General features: G+C 70.3%; 8 protein-coding genes. All 8 read left to right on the top strand.

The window, feature by feature from the left end:
- Window positions 1-53: 53 nt before the first annotated feature.
- From G6N53_RS22335 to G6N53_RS22300, 8 genes are read left to right on the top strand one after another with little or no spacing between them, the layout of a single operon-like run.
- Window positions 54-3,554, top strand: a complete 3,501-nt coding sequence (locus tag G6N53_RS22335; protein ID WP_163892282.1) for a non-ribosomal peptide synthetase — start codon at window positions 54-56, stop codon at window positions 3,552-3,554.
- Window positions 3,551-4,294, top strand: coding sequence for a thioesterase II family protein (locus tag G6N53_RS22330; RefSeq protein WP_163892279.1), 744 nt, complete (start codon window positions 3,551-3,553; stop codon window positions 4,292-4,294). The genes G6N53_RS22335 and G6N53_RS22330 overlap by 4 nt, the downstream gene beginning before the upstream one ends.
- Window positions 4,291-5,604 carry a beta-ketoacyl [acyl carrier protein] synthase domain-containing protein gene (locus G6N53_RS22325; RefSeq protein WP_163892277.1) on the top strand — a complete coding sequence of 438 codons (1,314 nt, stop codon included), beginning with the start codon at window positions 4,291-4,293 and terminating at the stop codon, window positions 5,602-5,604. Before G6N53_RS22330 ends, G6N53_RS22325 begins: the two co-directional genes overlap by 4 nt.
- Complete coding sequence (gene mbtD / locus G6N53_RS22320) at window positions 5,604-8,600, top strand: mycobactin polyketide synthase MbtD (RefSeq protein WP_163892275.1); 2,997 nt, start codon at window positions 5,604-5,606, stop codon at window positions 8,598-8,600. Before G6N53_RS22325 ends, mbtD begins: the two co-directional genes overlap by 1 nt.
- Window positions 8,593-13,839 (top strand): non-ribosomal peptide synthetase, encoded by a 5,247-nt coding sequence (locus G6N53_RS22315; RefSeq protein WP_163892272.1) that lies wholly within the window; start codon window positions 8,593-8,595, stop codon window positions 13,837-13,839. Before mbtD ends, G6N53_RS22315 begins: the two co-directional genes overlap by 8 nt.
- Window positions 13,836-18,374: a non-ribosomal peptide synthetase gene (locus G6N53_RS22310; protein ID WP_163892268.1), complete on the top strand. Its 4,539-nt coding sequence runs from the start codon at window positions 13,836-13,838 to the stop codon at window positions 18,372-18,374. Before G6N53_RS22315 ends, G6N53_RS22310 begins: the two co-directional genes overlap by 4 nt.
- A complete protein-coding gene (mbtG, locus tag G6N53_RS22305; protein WP_163892265.1) occupies window positions 18,371-19,687 on the top strand; it encodes an NADPH-dependent L-lysine N(6)-monooxygenase MbtG in 1,317 nt (438 codons plus the stop codon). The genes G6N53_RS22310 and mbtG overlap by 4 nt, the downstream gene beginning before the upstream one ends.
- Complete coding sequence (locus G6N53_RS22300) at window positions 19,665-19,880, top strand: MbtH family protein (protein ID WP_163892262.1); 216 nt, start codon at window positions 19,665-19,667, stop codon at window positions 19,878-19,880. Before mbtG ends, G6N53_RS22300 begins: the two co-directional genes overlap by 23 nt.

The following is a 19,880-nucleotide window of genomic DNA, read 5'->3' as shown; positions in this document are numbered from 1 at the left end:
CCACGAAGTTAGGGCAGCCTGGGCTTAATTCTGGAGGCAGTCGAGGAGGATTGGTGGGTGTAACAGCGGCGCGACCGGAGTCGGTCCACGACGAGGTTGCCGAGCTTCTCGGGGTCAGCCCCGATGAGTTGGATCCGCAGGCCGATCTGATCGCCTCGGGTCTGGACTCGATCCGGATGATGTCACTGTCGGGTCGCTGGCGCCGGCAGGGCGTCAACGTGGGTTTCGCGGCGTTGGCCGAAAACCCCACCGTGCAGGCGTGGGCGGATCTCATCGCCGCGAACAGCCCGGCACCGGCAGCCGACACCATGACGTCCGCGGCCGACCCGGCCACCGATGCGGCCGAGGACAACACACCGTTCCCGCTCGCGCCCATCCAGCACGCCCTGTGGGTGGGACGCAACGACGATCAGCAACTCGGCGGCGTCGCCGCCCACCTGTACGTCGAGTTCGACGGCGCCGCAGTGGACCCCGAACGGTTGCGCACTGCGGCGGCCAAGCTCGCGGCGCGGCATCCGATGCTGCGGGTGGACATCCTGCCCGACGGCACTCAGCGCATCGGTGAGCGCGGCCTGCCGGTCGAGGTCCACGATCTGCGAGACCTCGACGTCGCCGAGGCGCAACGCCGGCTCGAGGAGATCCGCGACGAGAAGTCACACCAGCTGCTGCGCGGCGAGGTGCTGGAGCTCTCATTGTCGCTGCTGGCCGACGGCCGCACCCGCCTGCACGTGGATCTCGACATGCAAGCCGCCGACGCGGTCAGCTATCGCAACTTCATGTCCGACCTCGCGGTGTTCTACCGCGGGGGAGACCTGCCGGAACTGGGCTACTCCTACCGGGAGTACCGCACCGCGCTGACGTCGACGACCTCGGAGTCCGACGAGGACCGGCAGTGGTGGGCGCAGCGGGTCCCGCACCTTCCGGAAGGTCCTGCGCTGCCGCTGGTCCCGCGCGCCGAGCAGGCCGATCCGCGTCGTGGGACGCGCCGCTGGCACGTCTTCGACGTCGCGACCCGGGATGCGCTGTTCGCCGCGGCGCACCGCCGCGGCATCACCCCGGCGATGGCGGTTGCGGCGTCCTACGCCGGCACCCTGGCGCGGTGGTCGACGAGCCGCCGTTTCCTGCTGAACCTGCCCATGTTCGGGCGCGAACAGTTTCATCCCGATGTCGACAAGCTGGTGGGCGACTTCACCTCGTCGCTGATGCTCGACCTGGACCTGAGCGATGCCGACACCCCGCTCAAACGGGCACGGGTGGCGCAGGAGACCCTGCACACCACGGCGCGGCACTCCAGTTACTCGGGCTTGTCGGTGCTTCGCGACCTGACCCGACACCACGGCACCCCGACGCTGGCGCCTTTCGTCTACACCAGCGCGCTGGGCCTCGGCGACCTGTTCGCCGGCGAGGTGACCGCGCAGTTCGGCAGGCCGGTGTGGACCATCTCACAGGGGCCGCAGGTGCTGCTCGACGCCCAGGCGACCCCGGTGGCCGAAGGCCTGATGATCAACTGGGACGTTCGCGAAGACGCGTTCCGTCCGGGTGTCGCCGACGCGATGTTCGCCCACCACCTGGCCGAGCTCGAGCGACTGGCTACCGATGAGAGCGCTTGGGACGCTGTCGATCTGCCCGCCGTCACCGCGGCGCAACAGGCGGTGCGCGACCGGGTCAACTCGAAGACGGCCCCGCCCAGCGGGGACGCGTTGCACGACGGCTTCTTCCGGCACGCCGCCGCCCACCCCGACGCCCCGGCGGTGTACAGCAGCGACGGCGACCTGACCTACGGCGAACTTCGTGAGCAGGTGCTCGCGGTCGCGGCGGCGTTGACCGTGGCCGGCGTGCGGCGCGGTGACCCGGTCGCGGTGATGGGGCCCAAGAACTTCGAACAGGTCGTCGCGCTGCTCGGGATCACGGCCGCCGGAGCGGTCTACGTGCCCGTCGGCGTCGACCACCCCGCCGAACGCTCGGACCGCATGCTCAAAGACAGCGCCGCGCGCATGGTGTTGGCCTGCGGCGACGCGCCCATCCCCGGCCGGTGCGGGCTCACCGTCGCCGAAGCGGTCCGGGTGGGGCGCCGCGAGACCGGGTTCACCCCGGCTGCGGTCGACCCCGAGGAGCTGGCGTACATCCTGTTCACCTCCGGGTCGACCGGAGAGCCCAAGGGTGTGGAGATGCCGCACGCCGCCGCGATGAACACCGTGGATTTCATCAACGCGCACTTCGCGATCGGACCCCGGGACCGGTGCCTGGCGCTGTCGACGCTGGAATGCGATCTGTCGGTGCTCGACGTGTTCGCCACGCTGCGCGCGGGTGCCTCGATCGTCGTCGTAGACGAGGCGGACCGGCGGGACCCGGACGCCTGGGCGCGGCTGATCGAGCAGCACCGGGTGACGGTGCTGCACTTCATGCCGGGCTGGCTGGAGATGCTGCTGGAGGTCGACGGCGATCTGTCCTCGGTACGGGTGGTGCCCACCGGTGGCGACTGGGTGAGGCCGCAGATGGTGCGTGCGCTGCGCAACCGGGCTCCCGGGGTGCGGTTCGCCGGCCTGGGCGGCGCCACCGAGACCGCCACGCACAACACCATCTGTGAGGTCGCCGAACTCCCCGAGCAGTGGACGTCGGTGCCGCTGGGGGTGCCACTGCCCAACAACGTATGCCGCGTCGTCGGTCCCGACGGCCGGGACTGTCCCGATTGGGTGCCCGGTGAACTGTGGGTCGGTGGCCGCGGGATCGCGCGGGGCTACTGCGCCCGGCCGGATCTGACCACCGAGCGATTTGTCACCCATCACGGCAGGCGCTGGTACCGCACCGGTGACCTGGTGCGCTACCACCCCGACGGTGTCATCGAGTTCGTGGGGCGGGCCGATCACCGGATCAAGATCAGCGGCTACCGGGTCGAACTCGGCGAGGTGGAGGCCGCACTGCGGCGCGTCCCGGGCGTCGACGCCGCGGTGGCTGCCGTGGTGACGGTCGACGGGGGCCGCGACGTGCTGGCCGCGCTCGTGACCGCCGACGACGGGAAGGCCGCGGTCGACCCGAACGCGGTTGTCTCCGAGATGGCCGAATTCGTTCCCCCGCACATGATTCCGCAGCTCGTCATCCCGGCCGAGAAGATCCCGTTCACCGCGGGAGGCAAGATCGACCGGGTCGCCGTGGCGCGCCGGCTGGACGCCGCCGACGTCCGTGCCGGCGTCGGCTACCGTGCTCCGTCGACGCCGCTGGAGTCCGCGCTGGCCGGGATCATCGGGGAGGTGCTCGGGCGTGACAACGCGGGGCCGGGAGTCGGCGCCGACGACGACTTCTTCGCCGTCGGCGGGGATTCCGTGCTGGCCACCCAGGTGGTGGCCCGGATCCGGAAGTGGCTGGACACCCCCACGGTGATGGTCGCCGACATCTTCGCCACCCGCACCGTCGCGGCGCTGGCGGCCCGACTGACCGCACGCGAAACCGATGACAACCGGTTGGCGGAGGTGGCGCAGCTGTACCTGGAGGTCACCGCGATGGACATCGGTGAGGTCGTGTCGGCGCTCGAGACCAGCTCGGCACCCGCTCGATGATCGGCGAGCAAAGCCGAGTCGATCTCAAGCCGTGGATCAAGCGGTTTCCCGGTGAGCGCGGAACCGCGACGCTCGTGTTCCCCCACGCCGGCGGCGCCGCCGCGGCCTACCGCACCTTCGCGCTGGCGCTGGCGGCCCGCGGTGTCGACACCTACCTCGTGCAGTATCCGCAACGCGGCGAGCGGCTGGCCGACCCGGCACCCGAAACCGTCGGCGGGATGGCTGCCGAGATCTTCGCTGCCGCGGACTGGGCGCGGCTCGGGCCACTGCGACTGTTCGGGCACTGCATGGGCGCGCTCGTCGGGTTCGAGTTCACCCGGATCGCCGAGAACCACGGTGGCACCGTCCGGGAGCTGTGGGCCTCGGCGAGCCAGGCCCCCTCGACGGTCGCCGGCTCGCGCCCGGTGCCCACCACCGACCGCGAACTGCTGGCCGACATCGTCGACCTCGGTGGAACCGACGCGAGCCTGCTCGACGACGAGGACTTCCTGGAACTGCTGCTTCCCGCGGTCCGCGCCGACTACCAGGCGTTCAACCGCTACACCTGCGATCGACACGTCCGAATCCACGCCGACATCCACGCCGTCGGCGGCCGGGACGACCACCGCGTCGAGCAGGACCTGTTGCGTCAGTGGGAGTTCCACACCGATGCCGCGTTCACCTTCACGGTCTTCGACGGTGGCCACTTCTACGTCGGTGACCACCTCGACGAAGTTGCCGAACTGGTGAGCTGCACATGACCGACGACCCGGTAGTCGTCGTCGGGATGGCGCTGGAGGCACCCGGGGGAGTCGACAACACCGACGACTACTGGACCCTGCTCGCCGAGCAGCGCGAGGCGCTCGGGCCGTTCCCCGAGGACCGGGGCTGGTCGATCCGCGACCTACTCGACGGGTCGCGCCGGGACGGTTTCAAACGCATCCACGATCTCGGCGGGTTCCTCTCCGCTGCGGGATCGTTCGACCCGGAGTTCTTCGGGATATCCCGGCGTGAGGCCATCGCGATGGATCCGCAGCAGCGGGTCGCCCTGCGGGTCGCCTGGCACGCGCTGGAGGACGCCGCCATCAACCCCGACGATCTGTCCGGACACGACGTCGGCTGCTACGTCGGGGCCTCCGACATGCGGTACGGACCGGCGATGGCCGAATTCTCCCATCACAGCGGCCATCTCATCACCGGGACCTCGCTGGGCGTGATCTCCGGACGCATCGCGTACACGCTCGGGCTGGCAGGACCCGCGATGACCGTCGACACGTCGTGTTCGTCGGCGCTGTCCGCGTTCCACGTCGCCGTGCAGGGACTGCGGTCCGGCGACTGCGACCTGGCGCTGGCCGGCGGGGTCTGTGTGATGGGCTCGCCCGGGTACTTTGTGGAGTTCTCCAAGCAACACGCACTGTCCGACGACGGTCACTGCCGGCCCTACAGCGCCCATGCCAGCGGCACCGTGTGGGCCGAAGGCGCCGCGATGTTCGTCCTGCAGCGCAGGTCGGCGGCGCGGCGGGAGCACCGCCGCATCCTCGCCGAGGTGCGCGCCAGCTGCGTCAACTCCGACGGAAGGTCGGTGGGGCTGACGGCTCCCAGCCAGGACGCGCAGGTCCGGTTGTTCCAGCGGGCGCTCAGCGCGGCCGACGTCGACGTCGACGAGGTGGGCATGGTGGAAGGCCACGGCACGGGCACCCGCCTCGGTGACCGCGTCGAGCTGAACTCGCTGGCCGCGACCTACGGCGCCGGCACCCCCGGCAACGGGCCGTTCCTGGGGTCGGTCAAGTCCAACGTCGGACACACCCAGGCCGCCGCGGGCGCGCTCGGGCTGGCCAAGGTGCTGCTGTCCGCCGAACACGCCACCGTGCCCGCGACCCTGCACGTCGACGATCGCAGCACCGAGATCGACTGGGACGGACAAGGTCTGCGCCTCGCCGACAAGTCGACACCATGGCCCGCGGTGAACGGTGTCCGGCTCGCGGCGGTGTCGGCGTTCGGGATGAGCGGCACCAACACCCATGTCGTGGTCGCGGTACCCGCGCACGCGGCGGAAGGCAGCGCGGCCTGATGGTGTCGAGCCGGTTGCCCGATGGCCGCGTGGCGGTGCTGCTGAGCGCGCACGACAAAAGCTTGCTCGGCGCCGACGCAACGGCGCTCGCGGGCTATCTGGACCGACACCGGTGTGAGGTCGCGCAGGTCGCTGCACAACTGATCGCCACCAGGCGGGTACGGCGCCACCGTGCGGTCATCAGGGCCGCCGACCGTGACGAGCTCGCCGCCGGACTGTGGGCCGTCGCCGAAGGGCGACCCCACCCGCTCGTCGAACGCTGCGGACGCCGCACCGCCGCGCGCACCGCATTCGTGTTCCCCGGACAGGGAAGTCAGTGGCCGGGGATGGGCGCCGACGCGTACCGGTCGGTGCCCGGGTACCGCGCCGAGGCAGACCGACTCGATGCGGCGTTCCTGGCTGCGGGACTGCCTTCGCCGCTGGCGTTCCTGACCATCGACGCGGGCGCCGACACCGAAACCGACACGGTGTCCCAGCTGGAACTGCAGGGCGCACAGTTCGTCCACTCGGTCGCGCTGGCCTCGGTGTGGCGGTCTTGCGGCATCGTGCCGGACCTGACGCTCGGGCACAGCCTGGGCGAGGTCGCCGCCGGCTACGCGGCCGAGGTCATCACCCTCGATGACGCGATCGCCGTGATCGCCGCGCGGGCGCACGCGATCGAGGCCATCCCCGGCCGCAACGGCGTGGCGGTGCTGGGCGTGGACCCGGCGCGGGCCGCCGAACTGATCGACGCCACCGCAGGCTGGTTGGAGCTCTCGGCGGTGAACGCCTCGGAATCTGTTGCGGTGGCCGGAGACAGGGACGCCATCGGGTCGGTGGTAGCGGCCGCCACCGCGCGGGGGCTGTTCGCCCGCGAGCTCGCGATGAGCTTCCCGGCCCACACCAGCGCCATGGATCCCCAGCGCGACGAGCTGTTGCGCCGGCTGCCGCACGCCGGGTTCGGAGACTCGGCGGTGCAATTCATCGGCTCGGCCACCGGTGCCCTGGTGGCGGCGGGCACCGATTTCGGCCCCTACTGGTATGCCAACCTGCGCAACACAATTCGCTTCGACCGGGCAGCACAGTCTGCGATCGCCGGAGGTGCAGGGACATTCGTCGAGATGTCGGCGCACCCGTCGTTGCTGTTCGCCGTCGAGGACGCCGCCGAACGCGCTGCCGAAAAAGGCGCCGACCCGGCAGTGGTGGTGGGTTCGGGCCACCGTGACCAGCCGATCGCCGACTGCCTGGCAGCCAACATCACCGCCGCTGCGGTCGCCGATCCCGGGTATCGGTGGGCCGACCTGCTCGACGGGCGGCCCGAACCGCTGCGCGGCTTCCCCGGCGCACCGATGCGCTCCGAACACCTCTGGGCCACAGCGGAGCCGCTTCCGCCGGCACCGTCACTGACCGTCGTCGCCGAGAGGTGGCGGCAACACCTGCCACGCACGCACCCCGCCGGGACGACACGGTCGGTGGCGGTCCTCGGCCTGCAGCACGACGGGCCGCTCGTCTCAGCGCTGCGGGACGTCGTCGACTCCTGCGACGGCGCAGCGCTCACCGACGCGGCCGCCGCCGAAGTGGTGCTCGCCGTGGCGTTTCCGCCGGCGTCGACCGACATCGCCGGAGTGGTCTCCGATCTGGCCGACCGGATCGACGCCGGCCTGCTGGACTATGTCGACGCTTTCGGTCCCCGATGCCGCGACGTCTGGCTGGTCACCGTGGGCGCCGAAACGGTCGCAGAAACCGATCCGGTCCCCGACCCCGGCCAGGCCGCCGTGGCGGCGATGCACCGCAGCCTCGGCTTCGAGTTCGCCGACCAGAGCTTCCACCACGTGGACCTGCCCGCGCAGGACCCGGTATCGCTGCTCGCCGCGGTGGTGGATGTGGCGCTGCGGGAGACCGGCGAGTTGGCGGTCCGTCGGGAGCCGTCAGGCCCCGCCGTCTATCGGCGGACTCTCGGCGAGGACGCCTCGTCGGCATCGCCGTGGCCGGCGAACTCCGGCGTACTGGACAACGTCGTGATCACCGGCGGCTCGGGTGCGATCGGGCTGAACTTCGCGCGCACCCTGGCCGACCGCGGCGCCAGGCGCATCGTGCTGCTCAGTCGCCGCGGCGGCGATCCCGCGGTGCTGGCCGATCTCAGCGCGCAGCACGGCGCCGAGATCGTCGCGCCCCGTTGCGACATCACCGACGCCGACCAGCTCGCCGGTGCCGCTGTCGCGCATGCCGGCGGCGCGGCGACCCTGGTGATCCACGCAGCCGGAATCGCATCGTTCGCCGATCGCTCGGGCATCACCGGTAGGTCGCTGGTCGACATGTCCGCGGCGAAGCTCGCAGGACTTGCGCGGTTCACCAAACTGTGGCCGCTGGCCACCGATGCGCGAATCATGTTGTGCTCGTCGGTGACCGGTGTGTGGGGAGGCAAAGGAGTGGCGGCCTACGCCGCCGCGAACCGGATGCTCGACGTGATGGCCGCCCGGCTGCGTGCCGATGGACACCATTGCACCGCCGTGCGGTGGGGTCTGTGGGAGGGTAGCGGCATCGTCGACGCGGCCGAGATCGCGCGCGTCGAACGCACCGGGCTGCGCCAGATGTCACCCGGACTCGCCGTGGCCGCCGGTTTGCACGACTACCGAGAAGACCCACTGGTGCTTGCGGCCGACCCGGTCCGGCTGCAGATGTTCTTCGGAGGCCCGGACACCGGAGGCGCCGGACTCCCCGGACTGGTGGCTCCGGCGGCCAGTCCCGACGAGATGGTCGGCGACGGCGAGGCGACGACCGCCCCGGCCGCGGTGCGCAGTCAGCTTGCCGCCGTGCTCGACGTCGAGGCCGACCTGCTGGACCTCGACTCGTCGCTGTTCGACCTCGGCGTCGATTCGTTGCTGGCGCTGGACCTGCGGAAGCGGTTGAAACGGCTGACCGGGCACACCGTCCCGCTGGCGAGACTGCTCGGCGGGATCACCGCTACCGACTTGATAGCAGAACTCTCAGAGAAGGTGGAATCTTCGCGTGACTGACATCGACGCCGGAGCACGGCTGGACGAGCAGCGACTGGAGCTGTTGCGCCGCAGGCTCCAGGAGCGCGGCCTCCGTGACGCCGCAGCGCCGGCGGACACCGCGGCCGACACCCCGGCACTGTCCGAGGGTCAGCTGCGGATGTGGTTCGTCCACGCCGCCGACCCCAGCGGCGCGCTGCTCAACGTCTGCCTGTCCTACCGTCTCACCGGCGACGTCGATCTGGCCCGGCTGCATGAGGCCGTCAACGCAGTTGCGCGGCGGCACAGCGTGCTTCGCACCACGTACAGCACCGAGGTCACCGATTCCGGCATCGACACCGGGGTCCCCGTTCCGACCGTGCACCCCGGCCTGGAGCCGGGGTGGGCGGAGCACGACCTGTCGGAACTGTCCGAGCGGGCCCGCCAGCTCCGGCTCGAGGTGCTGGCGCAGCGCGAGTTCGCCGCGCCGTTCGACCTCGGCACCGAGGCGCCGTTGCGGATCACCGTGATCCGCACCGGCCCAACGGAGCTGGTGATGCTGCTGGTCGCCCATCACATCGCCTGGGACGACGGATCGTGGGAGGTGTTCTTCACCGACCTGACCCGCGCCTACGACGGGGCGCAGCTGGCGCCCGCGCCTCCCGCCGTCGTCACCGGCACCGCCTCCGACGAGGCGGACGTGGAGTACTGGCGCGCGGTGATGGCCGACCCGCCCGAGCCACTCGAGCTGCCCGGCCCGACGGGTTCGGCGGTGCCGACGAGCTGGCGGTCGCAGCGCGCCACGGTGCGCCTCGACGCCGATGTCGCCGCCCGGGTGACGGAGCTGGCCAACGACGCGGGGGCGACCCCGTATGCGGTGCTGCTGGCCGTCTTCGGGGTGCTCGTGCACCGCTACAGCCACGCCGACGACTTCCTGGTGGCCACCCCGGTGCTCAATCGCACTGGCGACGCCGAGGACGTCATCGGTTACTTCGGCAACACGGTGGCGATGCGGATGCGGCCGCGGTCGGAGGTCACCTTCCGGCAGTTCCTGGCCGAGACCACCGAGACCGCGCTCGGCGCGTTCGCCCACCAGCGCGTCGGCCTGGACCGAATGGTGCGCGAACTCAACCCCGACCGGCGCCACGGCACCGAACGGATGACCCGGGTCAGCTTCGGGTTCCGCGGCCCGGACCGATACGGCTTCACCCCGGCAGGGGTGCACTGCGAACGCGCCGAACTGCGCGCCCACCTGACCCACCTGCCACTGGGTCTGATGGTCGAGTTCGACGCATCGGCGATCCTCGTCGAACTCGAGCACCTGGTGGAGATCTTCGAGCCTAAGCTCGCCAGGCAGCTCCTCGACCATTTCATCGTGCTGCTCGACAGTGCGCTGGCCGATCCGGACACCACCCTGAGTCATCTGCACCTGATGGGTGCCGCCGACACCGCATGGCTGCGGCAGATGTCTCACGGCGAAGTGTTCGACACCCCGCCGGCGACCCTGTGCGACCTGGTCGAGGCGCAGGTCGCACGCACCCCCGAGGCGACGGCGGTGGTGTACGAAGGGCGCCACTACACCTACCGGGAGGTCAACGAACAGGCGAACCGGGTCGCGCACCGGCTGATCGGGCAGGGCGTCGGCACCGAGGACCGGGTTGCGGTGCTGCTCGACAAGTCACCCGAACTCGTCGTCACGGCGCTCGGTGTGCTCAAGGCCGGTGCGGTGTATCTGCCGATCGACCCGACGTATCCGCAGGACCGACTGGACTTCATCCTCGGCGATTGTGACGCGAAACAGGTTGTCCGGGAGCCTGTGTCGGGACTGGACGGGTACCGTTGCGACAACCCCACCGATACCGAGCGGGTGCGTCCGCTGCGTCCGGAGAACACCGCCTATCTCATCTACACCTCCGGATCCACCGGTCTGCCCAAGGGGGTTCCGGTGCCGCACCGGCCCGTCGCCGAGTACTTCGTCTGGTTCAAGGGCGACTACCAGGTCGACGCGAGCGACCGGTTGCTGCAGGTGGCCTCGCCGAGCTTCGACGTGTCCATCGCCGAGGTGTTCGGCACCCTGGCGTGCGGTGCCCGGTTGGTGATCCATCGTCCCGACGGGCTGCGCGACATCGGCTACCTCACCGATCTGCTGCGCGACGAGGGCATCACCGCAATGCATTTCGTGCCTTCGCTGCTGGGGTTGTTCCTGTCGCTTCCCGGCGTCAACCAGTGGCGCACCCTGCAGCGGGTGCCGATCGGCGGCGAAGCACTGCCCGGCGAGGTCGCCGACAAGTTCCATGCCACCTTCGACGCGCTGTTGCACAACTTCTACGGGCCCACCGAGACCGTGATCAACGCGTCGCGCTTCAAGGTCGAGGGCAGGCAGGGCACCCGCATCGTCCCGATCGGCAAACCCAAGATCAACACCACGCTGCACCTGCTCGACGATGCACTGCAATCGGTGCCGGTCGGCTCCATCGGCGAGATCTACATCGGCGGAACCCATGTCGCCCGCGGTTACCACCGCAGGCCCGGGCTGACCGCCGAGAGGTTCGTTGCGGATCCGTTCACACCGGGTGCCCGGATGTACCGGTCGGGGGACCTGGCGCGCCGCAACGCCGACGGAGACCTCGAGTTCGTCGGCCGCGCCGACGAACAGGTCAAGATCCGCGGGTTCCGCATCGAACTCGGCGACGTCGCCGCCGCGATCACGGTCGACCCCAGCGTCGGGCAGGCCGTTGTCGTCGTCAGCGATCTGCCACATCTCGGCAAGAGCCTGGTCGGTTACCTGACCCCAGCCGACGGGACGACAGTCGACGTCGACCGGGTTCGCGCCCGGGTAGCGGCGGCACTGCCCGAGTACATGACACCGGCCGGCTACGTCGTCGTCGACGAGATCCCGATCACCGCGCACGGCAAGATCGACCGCGAAGCGCTGCCCGCGCCGGAGATGTCGGTGGACAACGAGTTCCGTGAGCCGGCCGCCGGTACCGAGCGGCAACTCGCGGACGTGTTCGCCGACCTGCTCGGCCACGACCAGGTCGGTGCGGACGACTCGTTCTTCGACCTCGGCGGGCATTCGTTGCTGGCGACCAAGCTGGTGGCCGAGCTACGGTCCCGGTTCGGTGTCGATGTCGGGGTGCGCGACATCTTCGAGCTCGGCACCGTCGCGCGGCTGGCCACCCACATCGACGCGCTGACCGCCGGTGAGACCGGTTCGGCGAGGCCGAGACTGGTCGCGAGGTCACACGACGGTCCCGCACCGCTGTCGTCGTCGCAGCTGCGGTCCTGGTTCGGCTACCGGATCGAGGGGCCCACGCCGATCAACAACATCCCGTTCGCTGCGCGGCTGTCGGGTCCGGTGGACGTCGATGCATTCGTCGCCGCGATCCGCGACGTGGTCGACAGGCACGCGATCCTGCGCACGACCTACCGCGAGATCGATGGCACCCCTTACCAGGTCGTGAATCCGCCCGCCGAGGTCGCGGTGCGGCGGGCCCGCGGGTCGGGCGAGGAATGGCTGCGCGACGAGCTGGCGAAGGAACGCCGACATGCCTTCGATCTGGAGCGGGACTGGCCGATCCGGGCGGCGGTGCTCAGTGTTGCCGACGGCGGAGCCAGCAGATCAGGCACCGGTGAGCACGTGCTGTCGCTGGTGATCCACCACATCGCCGGAGACCACTGGTCGGGCGGCGTGCTGTTCACCGATCTGGTCACGGCCTACCGCGCGAGAAAGGCCGGGAAGCAGCCGGACTGGGCTCCGCTACCGGTGCAGTACACCGATTACGGTGCCTGGCAGGTAGATCTGCTGAACGAAGAAGCAGGGATAGTCGGACCGCAGCGGGAGTACTGGAGCCGCCAGCTCGAGGGCGCCCCGGTGGAGGCCGGGCTGCCTCTGGACTTCGCCCGTCCCAGGCTGCCCAGCGGCAAGGGGGACGCTGTCGAGTTCAGCATCGACGGGCAGACACGAGACAAGCTGGCCGAGCTGTGCCGAGATCTGGGCATCACCGAGTTCATGTTGCTGCAGGCGGCGGTGGCCGTGGTGCTGTACAAGGCCGGCGGTGGTGACGACGTTCCGCTGGGAACCCCGGTGGCGGGCCGGTCGGAGACCGAGCTGGAGCGCCTTGTCGGGTTCTTCGTCAACTTCGTGGTGTTGCGAAACGATTTGAGCGGCAACCCTACTCTGCGTGATGTGCTGCGGCGGGCCCGAGACATGGCGCTGTCGGCCTACTCGAATCAGGATCTGCCGTTCGAACAGATCGTGGACGCGGTCAACCCTCCGCGGACATTGGCGCGCAATCCGCTGTTCCAGGTGGTCGTGCATGTCCGCGAGCAGCTGCCGCAGCGTCAGCGCATCGACGCCGAAACCGAGTTCACGGCACTGGAGCCGACTTTCGATATCGCCCAGGCGGACCTGTCGGTGAACTTCCTGGCCGGAGAGGAATCCGACGGCGCTGCCGAGCGGGCCGGTTACCGGGGGCATCTGATCTACCGCCCGGAGCTCTACACCCGCCGGACCGTGGAGCGTCTGGCCGGCTGGTTGAGCCGGGTCATCGCCGCGTTCGCAGAGAATCCCGACCGCACCGTGGGCGACGTCGAGATCCTCGCAGCCGAGGAGCAACAACGGATCCTGGGGCAGTGGAGCACGGCCGCGGGCCCGGCGCAGGTGTATGTGCTCGACGCCGACCTGACCCCGGTCCCGGTGGGGGTGCTCGGCGACCTGTATCTCTCCGGTGGTCCGTTCTCGGCCGCCTGCTGGCATCGACCCGACGACCCGGCGGCTCGGCTGGTGCCCGGTCCATTCCGTAATGTGCCCGGGGCGAGGTTGTACCGCACCGGGGATCGCGCCCGGTGGGATGACGACGGCCGGCTGGAGATCGTCGGTGGCGAGATCCGCGCCGGGGCAGCCGTCGAGATCCCGCCGGACACCCCGGACGTGGCTTGGGAGGCGCCGGGCACCGACACCGAACGTGCGCTTGCGGAGCTGCTGTCCGATCTGCTCGGCGCCGAGAACGTCGGGCGGCACGACGACTTCTTCGGTCTCGGCGGCGACAGTGTGCTGGCGGTGCAACTGGCTGCCCGCGCCCGCGACGCCGGGATGGAGCTGACCGCGCGGATGGTGTTCGAGCACCCCGCGGTTGCCGAACTGGCCGCCGCGGTGGACAGCGGCGCGGGCGGGGGATCGGCCGTCGTGGCCGAGGACACCCATCACGCGCCGATGTCGGCTTCGGGCCTTTCCGAGGACGAACTCTCGGAGCTGACCGCGGCGTGGAGCACCGGATGACGCAGACACAACCGCAGGTGCAACCGCCGGCCATCGAGGATGTGCTGGCGTTGAGCCCGCTGCAGCAGGGCCTGTTCTCCATGGCCACACTGACCGAGGGCACCACCGGTGACGCCGACCCGTACCTCATCGCGATGGCCGCCGATGTCACGGGCTCGCTCGACGTGGAGCTGCTGCGGCAGTGCACCGCAGCGCTGCTGGCGCGCCACGCCAACCTGAGGGCCAGCTTCGTCCAGGGCAACCTGAGCCGCGCGGTCCAGGTCATTCCCAGCCGGGTCGAGCTGCCGTGGCGGCACGTCACGGTGGACTCCGACGAGGGCGTAGAGGCCATCGAATCCGCTGAGCGGGCAACGGCGTTCGACCTCGCCCGCGGGCCGGTCATCCGGTTCCTGCTCATCGAATCGCCGGCGCGCTGGCGGTTCGTGGTGACCGCCCACCACATCGTCATCGACGGTTGGTCGCTGCCGCTGTTCATGGGTGAGCTCGTCACGTTGTACCGCGCCGGCGGGGACGTGTCCGCGCTGCCGGAACCGCCGCGACCCTACCGCGACTACATCGGCTGGCTCGCCCAGCGCGACCAGGACCTCAGCCGCCAGGTGTGGCGGCGCCACCTCGACGGTGTGGACGCACCGACGCTGCTGACCCCGGCGCTGACGTCGACTGCGCCCCCCGCGGGTCGCCCGAAGCTCACCGAGGTCACGCTCGACGCGGCGGCCACCCGGGAGCTGGTCGAGGCGGCCCGGACCCGTGGCGTCACCGTGAACACGCTCATTCAGATGGCTTGGGCCACTGTGGTGTCGGTGATCACCGATCGCGACGACGTGACGTTCGGTGTGACGGTGTCCGGCCGTCCCGGTGAGCTCGCCGGCGTGGAACGGATGGTCGGGCTGTTCATCAACACAGTGCCCCTGCGGGTGCGGCTGGACCCTGCCGCCTCCACACGCAGTCAGTGTGTGGCGCTGCAACGCGACGCCGCGGCGCTGCGCGAGCACAGCTATCTCAGCCATTCCGAGATGCGCGCGCTCGCCGGCATCGGCGAGATGTTCGACACGCTGCTGGTCTACGAGAACTTCCCACCGGGCGGGGTGGTGGGCACCGCCGAGTTCCCGGCCAACGGCGCCACCTTCATCCCGGCGGCATTGGAGAGCTTGTCGCACTTCCCGGTGACGATCGCGGCGCACCTGGCGGGGGAGGAGCTCACGGTGTTCGTCGAGGTGCTCGACGGCGCCCTGGGGCTGTTGCCGCCTGATGAGCTCGGTCGGCGCGTGCTGCACACCGCGCAGCGGCTGATCAGTCACTGGGACAGGCCGCTTCGCGACGTCGGTGTGCTGCTACCTGCCGAGAGCGACCCGCCCCCGGCGCCGACCTCGTCCGGTGGGTGGTCGGTCACCGGTGTGCACACCAGGTTCACCGAGGTGGCGGGCGGCCGGCTGGGTTCGCAGGCGCTGACGTGGGACGGCGGCGCGCTGACCTACCGGGAGCTCGACGAGGCCGCCGACCGGGTGGCCGCGGCGCTGCTCGACGTCGGCGTGCAGCGCGAGACGGCGGTCGCCGTGATGCTCTCCCGGGGTCCGGATTACGTCGTCGCGATGCTGGGCGTGCTGAAGGCCGGGGCGATGATCGTGCCGCTCGACCCGGCGATGCCCGCCGAGCGGGTCGGCGACATCCTCGAGCAGTCCGGTGCGCGGGTGGTGATCGACGACGCGTTCGTCGCCGCGTCCGCGTCGTCGTACCCGGAGCCGCCGCGGGACTACCGGCCGGCGGAGGTGCCCGCGGCGCAGGCGGCCTACGTGGTGTTCACGTCCGGCACCACGGGCAGGCCCAAAGGGGTGGTGGGCACCCATGGCGCCGTGCTGGGCTACGCCCACGACCACGTCGAGCACGTCCTGCGACCCGCGGCCGAGCGGGTCAGACGGCCGCTGCGGGTCGCCCACGCCTGGTCGTTCACGTTCGACGCCGCCTGGCAGCCGCTGGCTGCGTTGCTCGACGGCCATTCGGTGCACATCGTCGGCGACGACGTCCAGCGCGACGCCGAAGCCCTGGTGCAGACCATCGGCCGCTACGGCATCGACATGCTCGACACCACACCGTCGATGTTCGCGCAGCTGCACGACGTCGGATTGCTCAGCACCGTGCCGCTCGCGGTGCTCGCGCTCGGCGGCGAGGCGGTCAACCTCGCGACCTGGCGCCTGCTCGGCGAGGAATGCGCCCGCACCGGGATGACCGCGTTCAACTGTTACGGACCGACCGAGACGACCGTCGAGGCGGTGGTCGCCGCCATCGATTCCCACGAGCGGCCCTCGATCGGACGCCCGACCGCGACCACCTGCGCGCACGTGCTCGACGCGTGGCTGCGCCCGGTGCCCGACGGGGTCACCGGTGAGCTGTACCTGTCCGGCGGTCAGCTCACCCGCGGCTATCTCGGTCGGGCTGCCGAGACGGCGGGCCGCTTCGTCGCCGATCCGTTCACGGTGGGATCCCGGATGTACCGCACCGGTGATGTGGTGCGCCGCGGCGCCGACGGCGGTCTGCAGTTCCTCGGCCGAGCCGACGACCAGGTCAAGATCCGGGGCTTCCGGGTCGAGCCGGGCGAGATCGCTGCTGTGCTGCAGAGCCATCCCGACGTGCGCGACGCCCACGTCACCCCGCGGGCACGCAGCCGGGGACCGCGGCTGAGCGCCTACGTCACCGGGGGAGCACAGCCGCCGGTGATCACCGAACTGCGGGCGTGGCTGGCGGCACGGCTGCCGCGCTACATGGTGCCCCAGGAGATCATCGTGGTCGACGAGCTGCCGTTGACCTCGCACGGCAAGATAGACGAAGCCGCCCTGGCGGCGATCACCGTGGACTCGCCGGAATCGGAAGGGCCGTCGTCGCTGCCGCAGACCCCGACCGAGGCCGCCCTGGTCGAGCTGCTCACCGAGGTGCTCGACGGTGCCCAGGTCGCGGTGACCACCGATTTTCTGGAGATGGGGCTGGACAGCATCGTGGCGTTGACGACGGTACAGGCGGCCCGCCGTCGCGGTATCGAGATGCGGGCCCGATTGATGTTGGAATGCACCAATATCCGTGAGCTCGCAGCGGCGATCGACTCCGGCGTCTCGGAACCCGAGCCCGCCCCGGTGACCCCCGGCCGGTACGGGACGGTCACCCCCGCGCCGATCATGTCGTGGCTCTACGAGCACGGCAACTTCCGCCGGTTCACCCAGAATGTGCTGATCGCGCTGCCGTCCGATATACCCGCAGGCCGCCTCGAACAGATCCTGCAGGCGCTGCTGGACCGCCACGACATGCTGCGCTCGGTCCTCGACACCACCACCGGTGGGTACCGACTCGCCACGCGTCCCCCCGGTGCCGTCGCAGCCGGCGACGTGCTGACCCGGGTGAATGTCGGACCAGAAGGTTTGCAGGACGTCGTCGCAGCCGAAGCTGTTGCCGCACTGGACCGTATCGATCCGGCCGACGGTTCGATGGTGCAGGCCGTCTGGTTCGACGCGCAACCGCCGGTGCTGATGCTGTGCGTGCACCACCTGGCGACCGACGTGGTGTCCTGGTACGTCGTTCTCGGGGCGCTGATGCAGCTGGCTGTCGAGATCGAGGCCGGCGCCACCCCCGGGCAGGCCGGCGAATACACCACCTACCGGCAGTGGACCGCACTGCTCGCACAACGAAGCCGCTCAGCGGAAGTCGCCGGACAACGTGACTACTGGGTCCGGCAGCTGACCGCCCCCGACCCGGTGCTCGGCAGCCGGTTGCCCGACCCGGCGCGGGACACCTGGGCGTCGCTGCACCTGACCGATATCCTCACCGACCCCGCCACCACCCGAAACATCCTCAGCCGGTTGGACAGTGCGGGCATCGAGATGCGGAACTTCCTGCTCACCGCGCTCACGATCACCATCGCGTCGTCGCGGGTGGCCCGCGGCCAACCGGCACACCACGGGGCGCTGATCGCCCTCGAAGGGCACGGTAGGGAGGACGCGGTGGTCTCGGGTCCTGCGGGTTCGGTCGACACGTCGGCCACCGTCGGATGGTTCACCTCGGTGTTCCCGGTGCGGCTCGGAGCGGGGGAGGCGGCGATCGACGTCGCTGCCGCGGAGCGCAATCCGGCAGCGGCCCGGACCCTGTTGCGGGCGGTCACCGACCAGCTGGCCGCCGTGCCGAACCGGGGAATGGACTACGGGCTGTTGCGTTACCCCCCAAACGGCGGACCGGACGGGGACCTGGCACGCCTCCCCGGTCCCCAGGTGGAGTTCAATTACATCGGCCGCTACGACCTGAGCGCGGACCAGACCGCCACCGAGTGGTCGCTGGTCACCGACAGCAGCCTCAACGGGCTGATGCCGATCTCACCGGAACCCGAACTGCCACTGCGCTATACGTTTGACGTCATCTCGGTCGTCCACGGCAGCCCTGAGGGCCCCCAGCTGCGCACCAGCTGGCGGTGGAGTGACCGGTTGTCGAGCATCGAGGACGTCGAGAGTCTCACCGACCACTGGCGGCGCGCCGTCATCATCCTCGGGGAGGCACTGTGAACGCGGCCGCCGGACAAACGCTCGCCGTCATCGGCGCCGGCCCCAAAGCCGTCGCCGTCGCCGCGAAAGCCGCCGTGTTGCGGGACATGGGCGTCGACGTCCCCGACGTCGTGGCGATCGAGCGCAGCACCGTCGCAGCCAACTGGCAGGCCGTCGGCGGCTGGACCGACGGCCAGCACCGCCTGGGGACCAGCCCGGAGAAGGACGTCGGGTTCCCGTACCGCTCGTCGCTCGTCCCGCGGCGCAACGCTGAACTCGACGAACGGATGACCCGGCACAGCTGGCAGTCCTATCTGATCGCCAGCGCCCAGTTTGCCGAATGGGTGGACCGCGGACGTCCGGCACCGACGCACTGGGGCTGGAGTCGCTATCTGCGCTGGGTCGCCGACAGGGTGGCGATGTCGGTGATCACCGGTGAGGTGGAACGCATCTCGGTGGACGGTCAGCGCTGGGCGCTGGCCACCGGCGGGCAGACGGTGCACGCCGACGGCGTGATGATCACCGGCCCCGGCCAGGCGCAGCGCTCCATCCTGCCGCACGATTCGCGCGTGCTGTCGATCGCACAGTTCTGGCAGCATGCCGCGCGCAACGAACTCATCGTCGCCGAACGGGTCGCCGTCATCGGCGGCGGCGAGACGGCTGCCTCCATGCTCAACGAGCTCTTCCGACATCGTGTTTCGACCATCACGGTGATCTCCCCGCAGGTCACCCTGTTCACCCGCGGCGAGGGTTTCTTCGAGAACACGCTGTTCTCGGACCCGACCGACTGGTCGAGCCTGACGATGGCCGAGCGCCGGGATGCGCTGGCCCGCACCGACCGCGGGGTTTTCTCGGCCAGGGTGCAGGACGCGCTGCTCGCCGACGACCGGATCCGGCACCTGCGCGGCCGGGTCGCCCACGCCGTCGCACGCGAGGAGCGGATCCGGTTGACGCTGAGCACCGATCGCGGGGGCGAGCGTCTGGAGACGGTGCACGGGTTCGACCTCGTCATCGACGGCTCGGGCGCCGACTCGATGTGGTTTCTGCCGCTGTTCAGCCAGGATGCCCGTGATCTGCTCGAACTGGGACTGCGGCGGCCGCTGACCGGGGACGCGCTGCAGGAGTCGATCGGTCACGACCTCGCCGTCTGCGGTGTCGAGCCCAAACTGTTCCTGCCCGGCCTGGCCGGTCTGACCCAGGGCCCCGGATTCCCGAACCTGAGCTGTCTGGGGCTGCTGTCCGACCGCGTGCTGGGGAGCCGATACCCCGATGCGGCACCGGACCATTCGACCCGATCGACGAGGAGAACAGATGAGCACCAACCCGTTCGATGACGAGAACGGCACGTTCTACGTGCTGGTCAACGACGAGGAGCAGTACAGCCTGTGGCCGACGTTCGTTGACGTCCCGGCCGGCTGGCGGGTGGTGTTCGGGGAGAGCACCCGCGCCGACTGCCTGGCCTGGGTCGAGGAGACCTGGACCGACCTGCGCCCGCGCAGCCTGCGTGAGGCGATGTCCGGTCCGTAG

It is taken from the genome of Mycolicibacterium hippocampi (assembly GCF_010723735.1).
GTDB lineage: Bacteria > Actinomycetota > Actinomycetes > Mycobacteriales > Mycobacteriaceae > Mycobacterium > Mycobacterium hippocampi.
The sequence above is the reverse complement of the archived record's forward strand: the minus strand, read 5'-3'. Positions and strand labels throughout refer to the sequence as shown.

Excerpts from the sequence above, each read along its gene's own strand:
- G6N53_RS22300 (WP_163892262.1), top strand. The coding sequence starts at position 19,665 with ATGAGCACCAACCCGTTCGATGACGAGAACGGCACGTTCTACGTGCTG.
- G6N53_RS22325 (WP_163892277.1), top strand. The coding sequence starts at position 4,291 with ATGACCGACGACCCGGTAGTCGTCGTCGGGATGGCGCTGGAGGCACCC.
- mbtD (WP_163892275.1), top strand. The coding sequence starts at position 5,604 with ATGGTGTCGAGCCGGTTGCCCGATGGCCGCGTGGCGGTGCTGCTGAGC.
- G6N53_RS22310 (WP_163892268.1), top strand. The coding sequence starts at position 13,836 with ATGACGCAGACACAACCGCAGGTGCAACCGCCGGCCATCGAGGATGTG.
- G6N53_RS22330 (WP_163892279.1), top strand. The coding sequence starts at position 3,551 with ATGATCGGCGAGCAAAGCCGAGTCGATCTCAAGCCGTGGATCAAGCGG.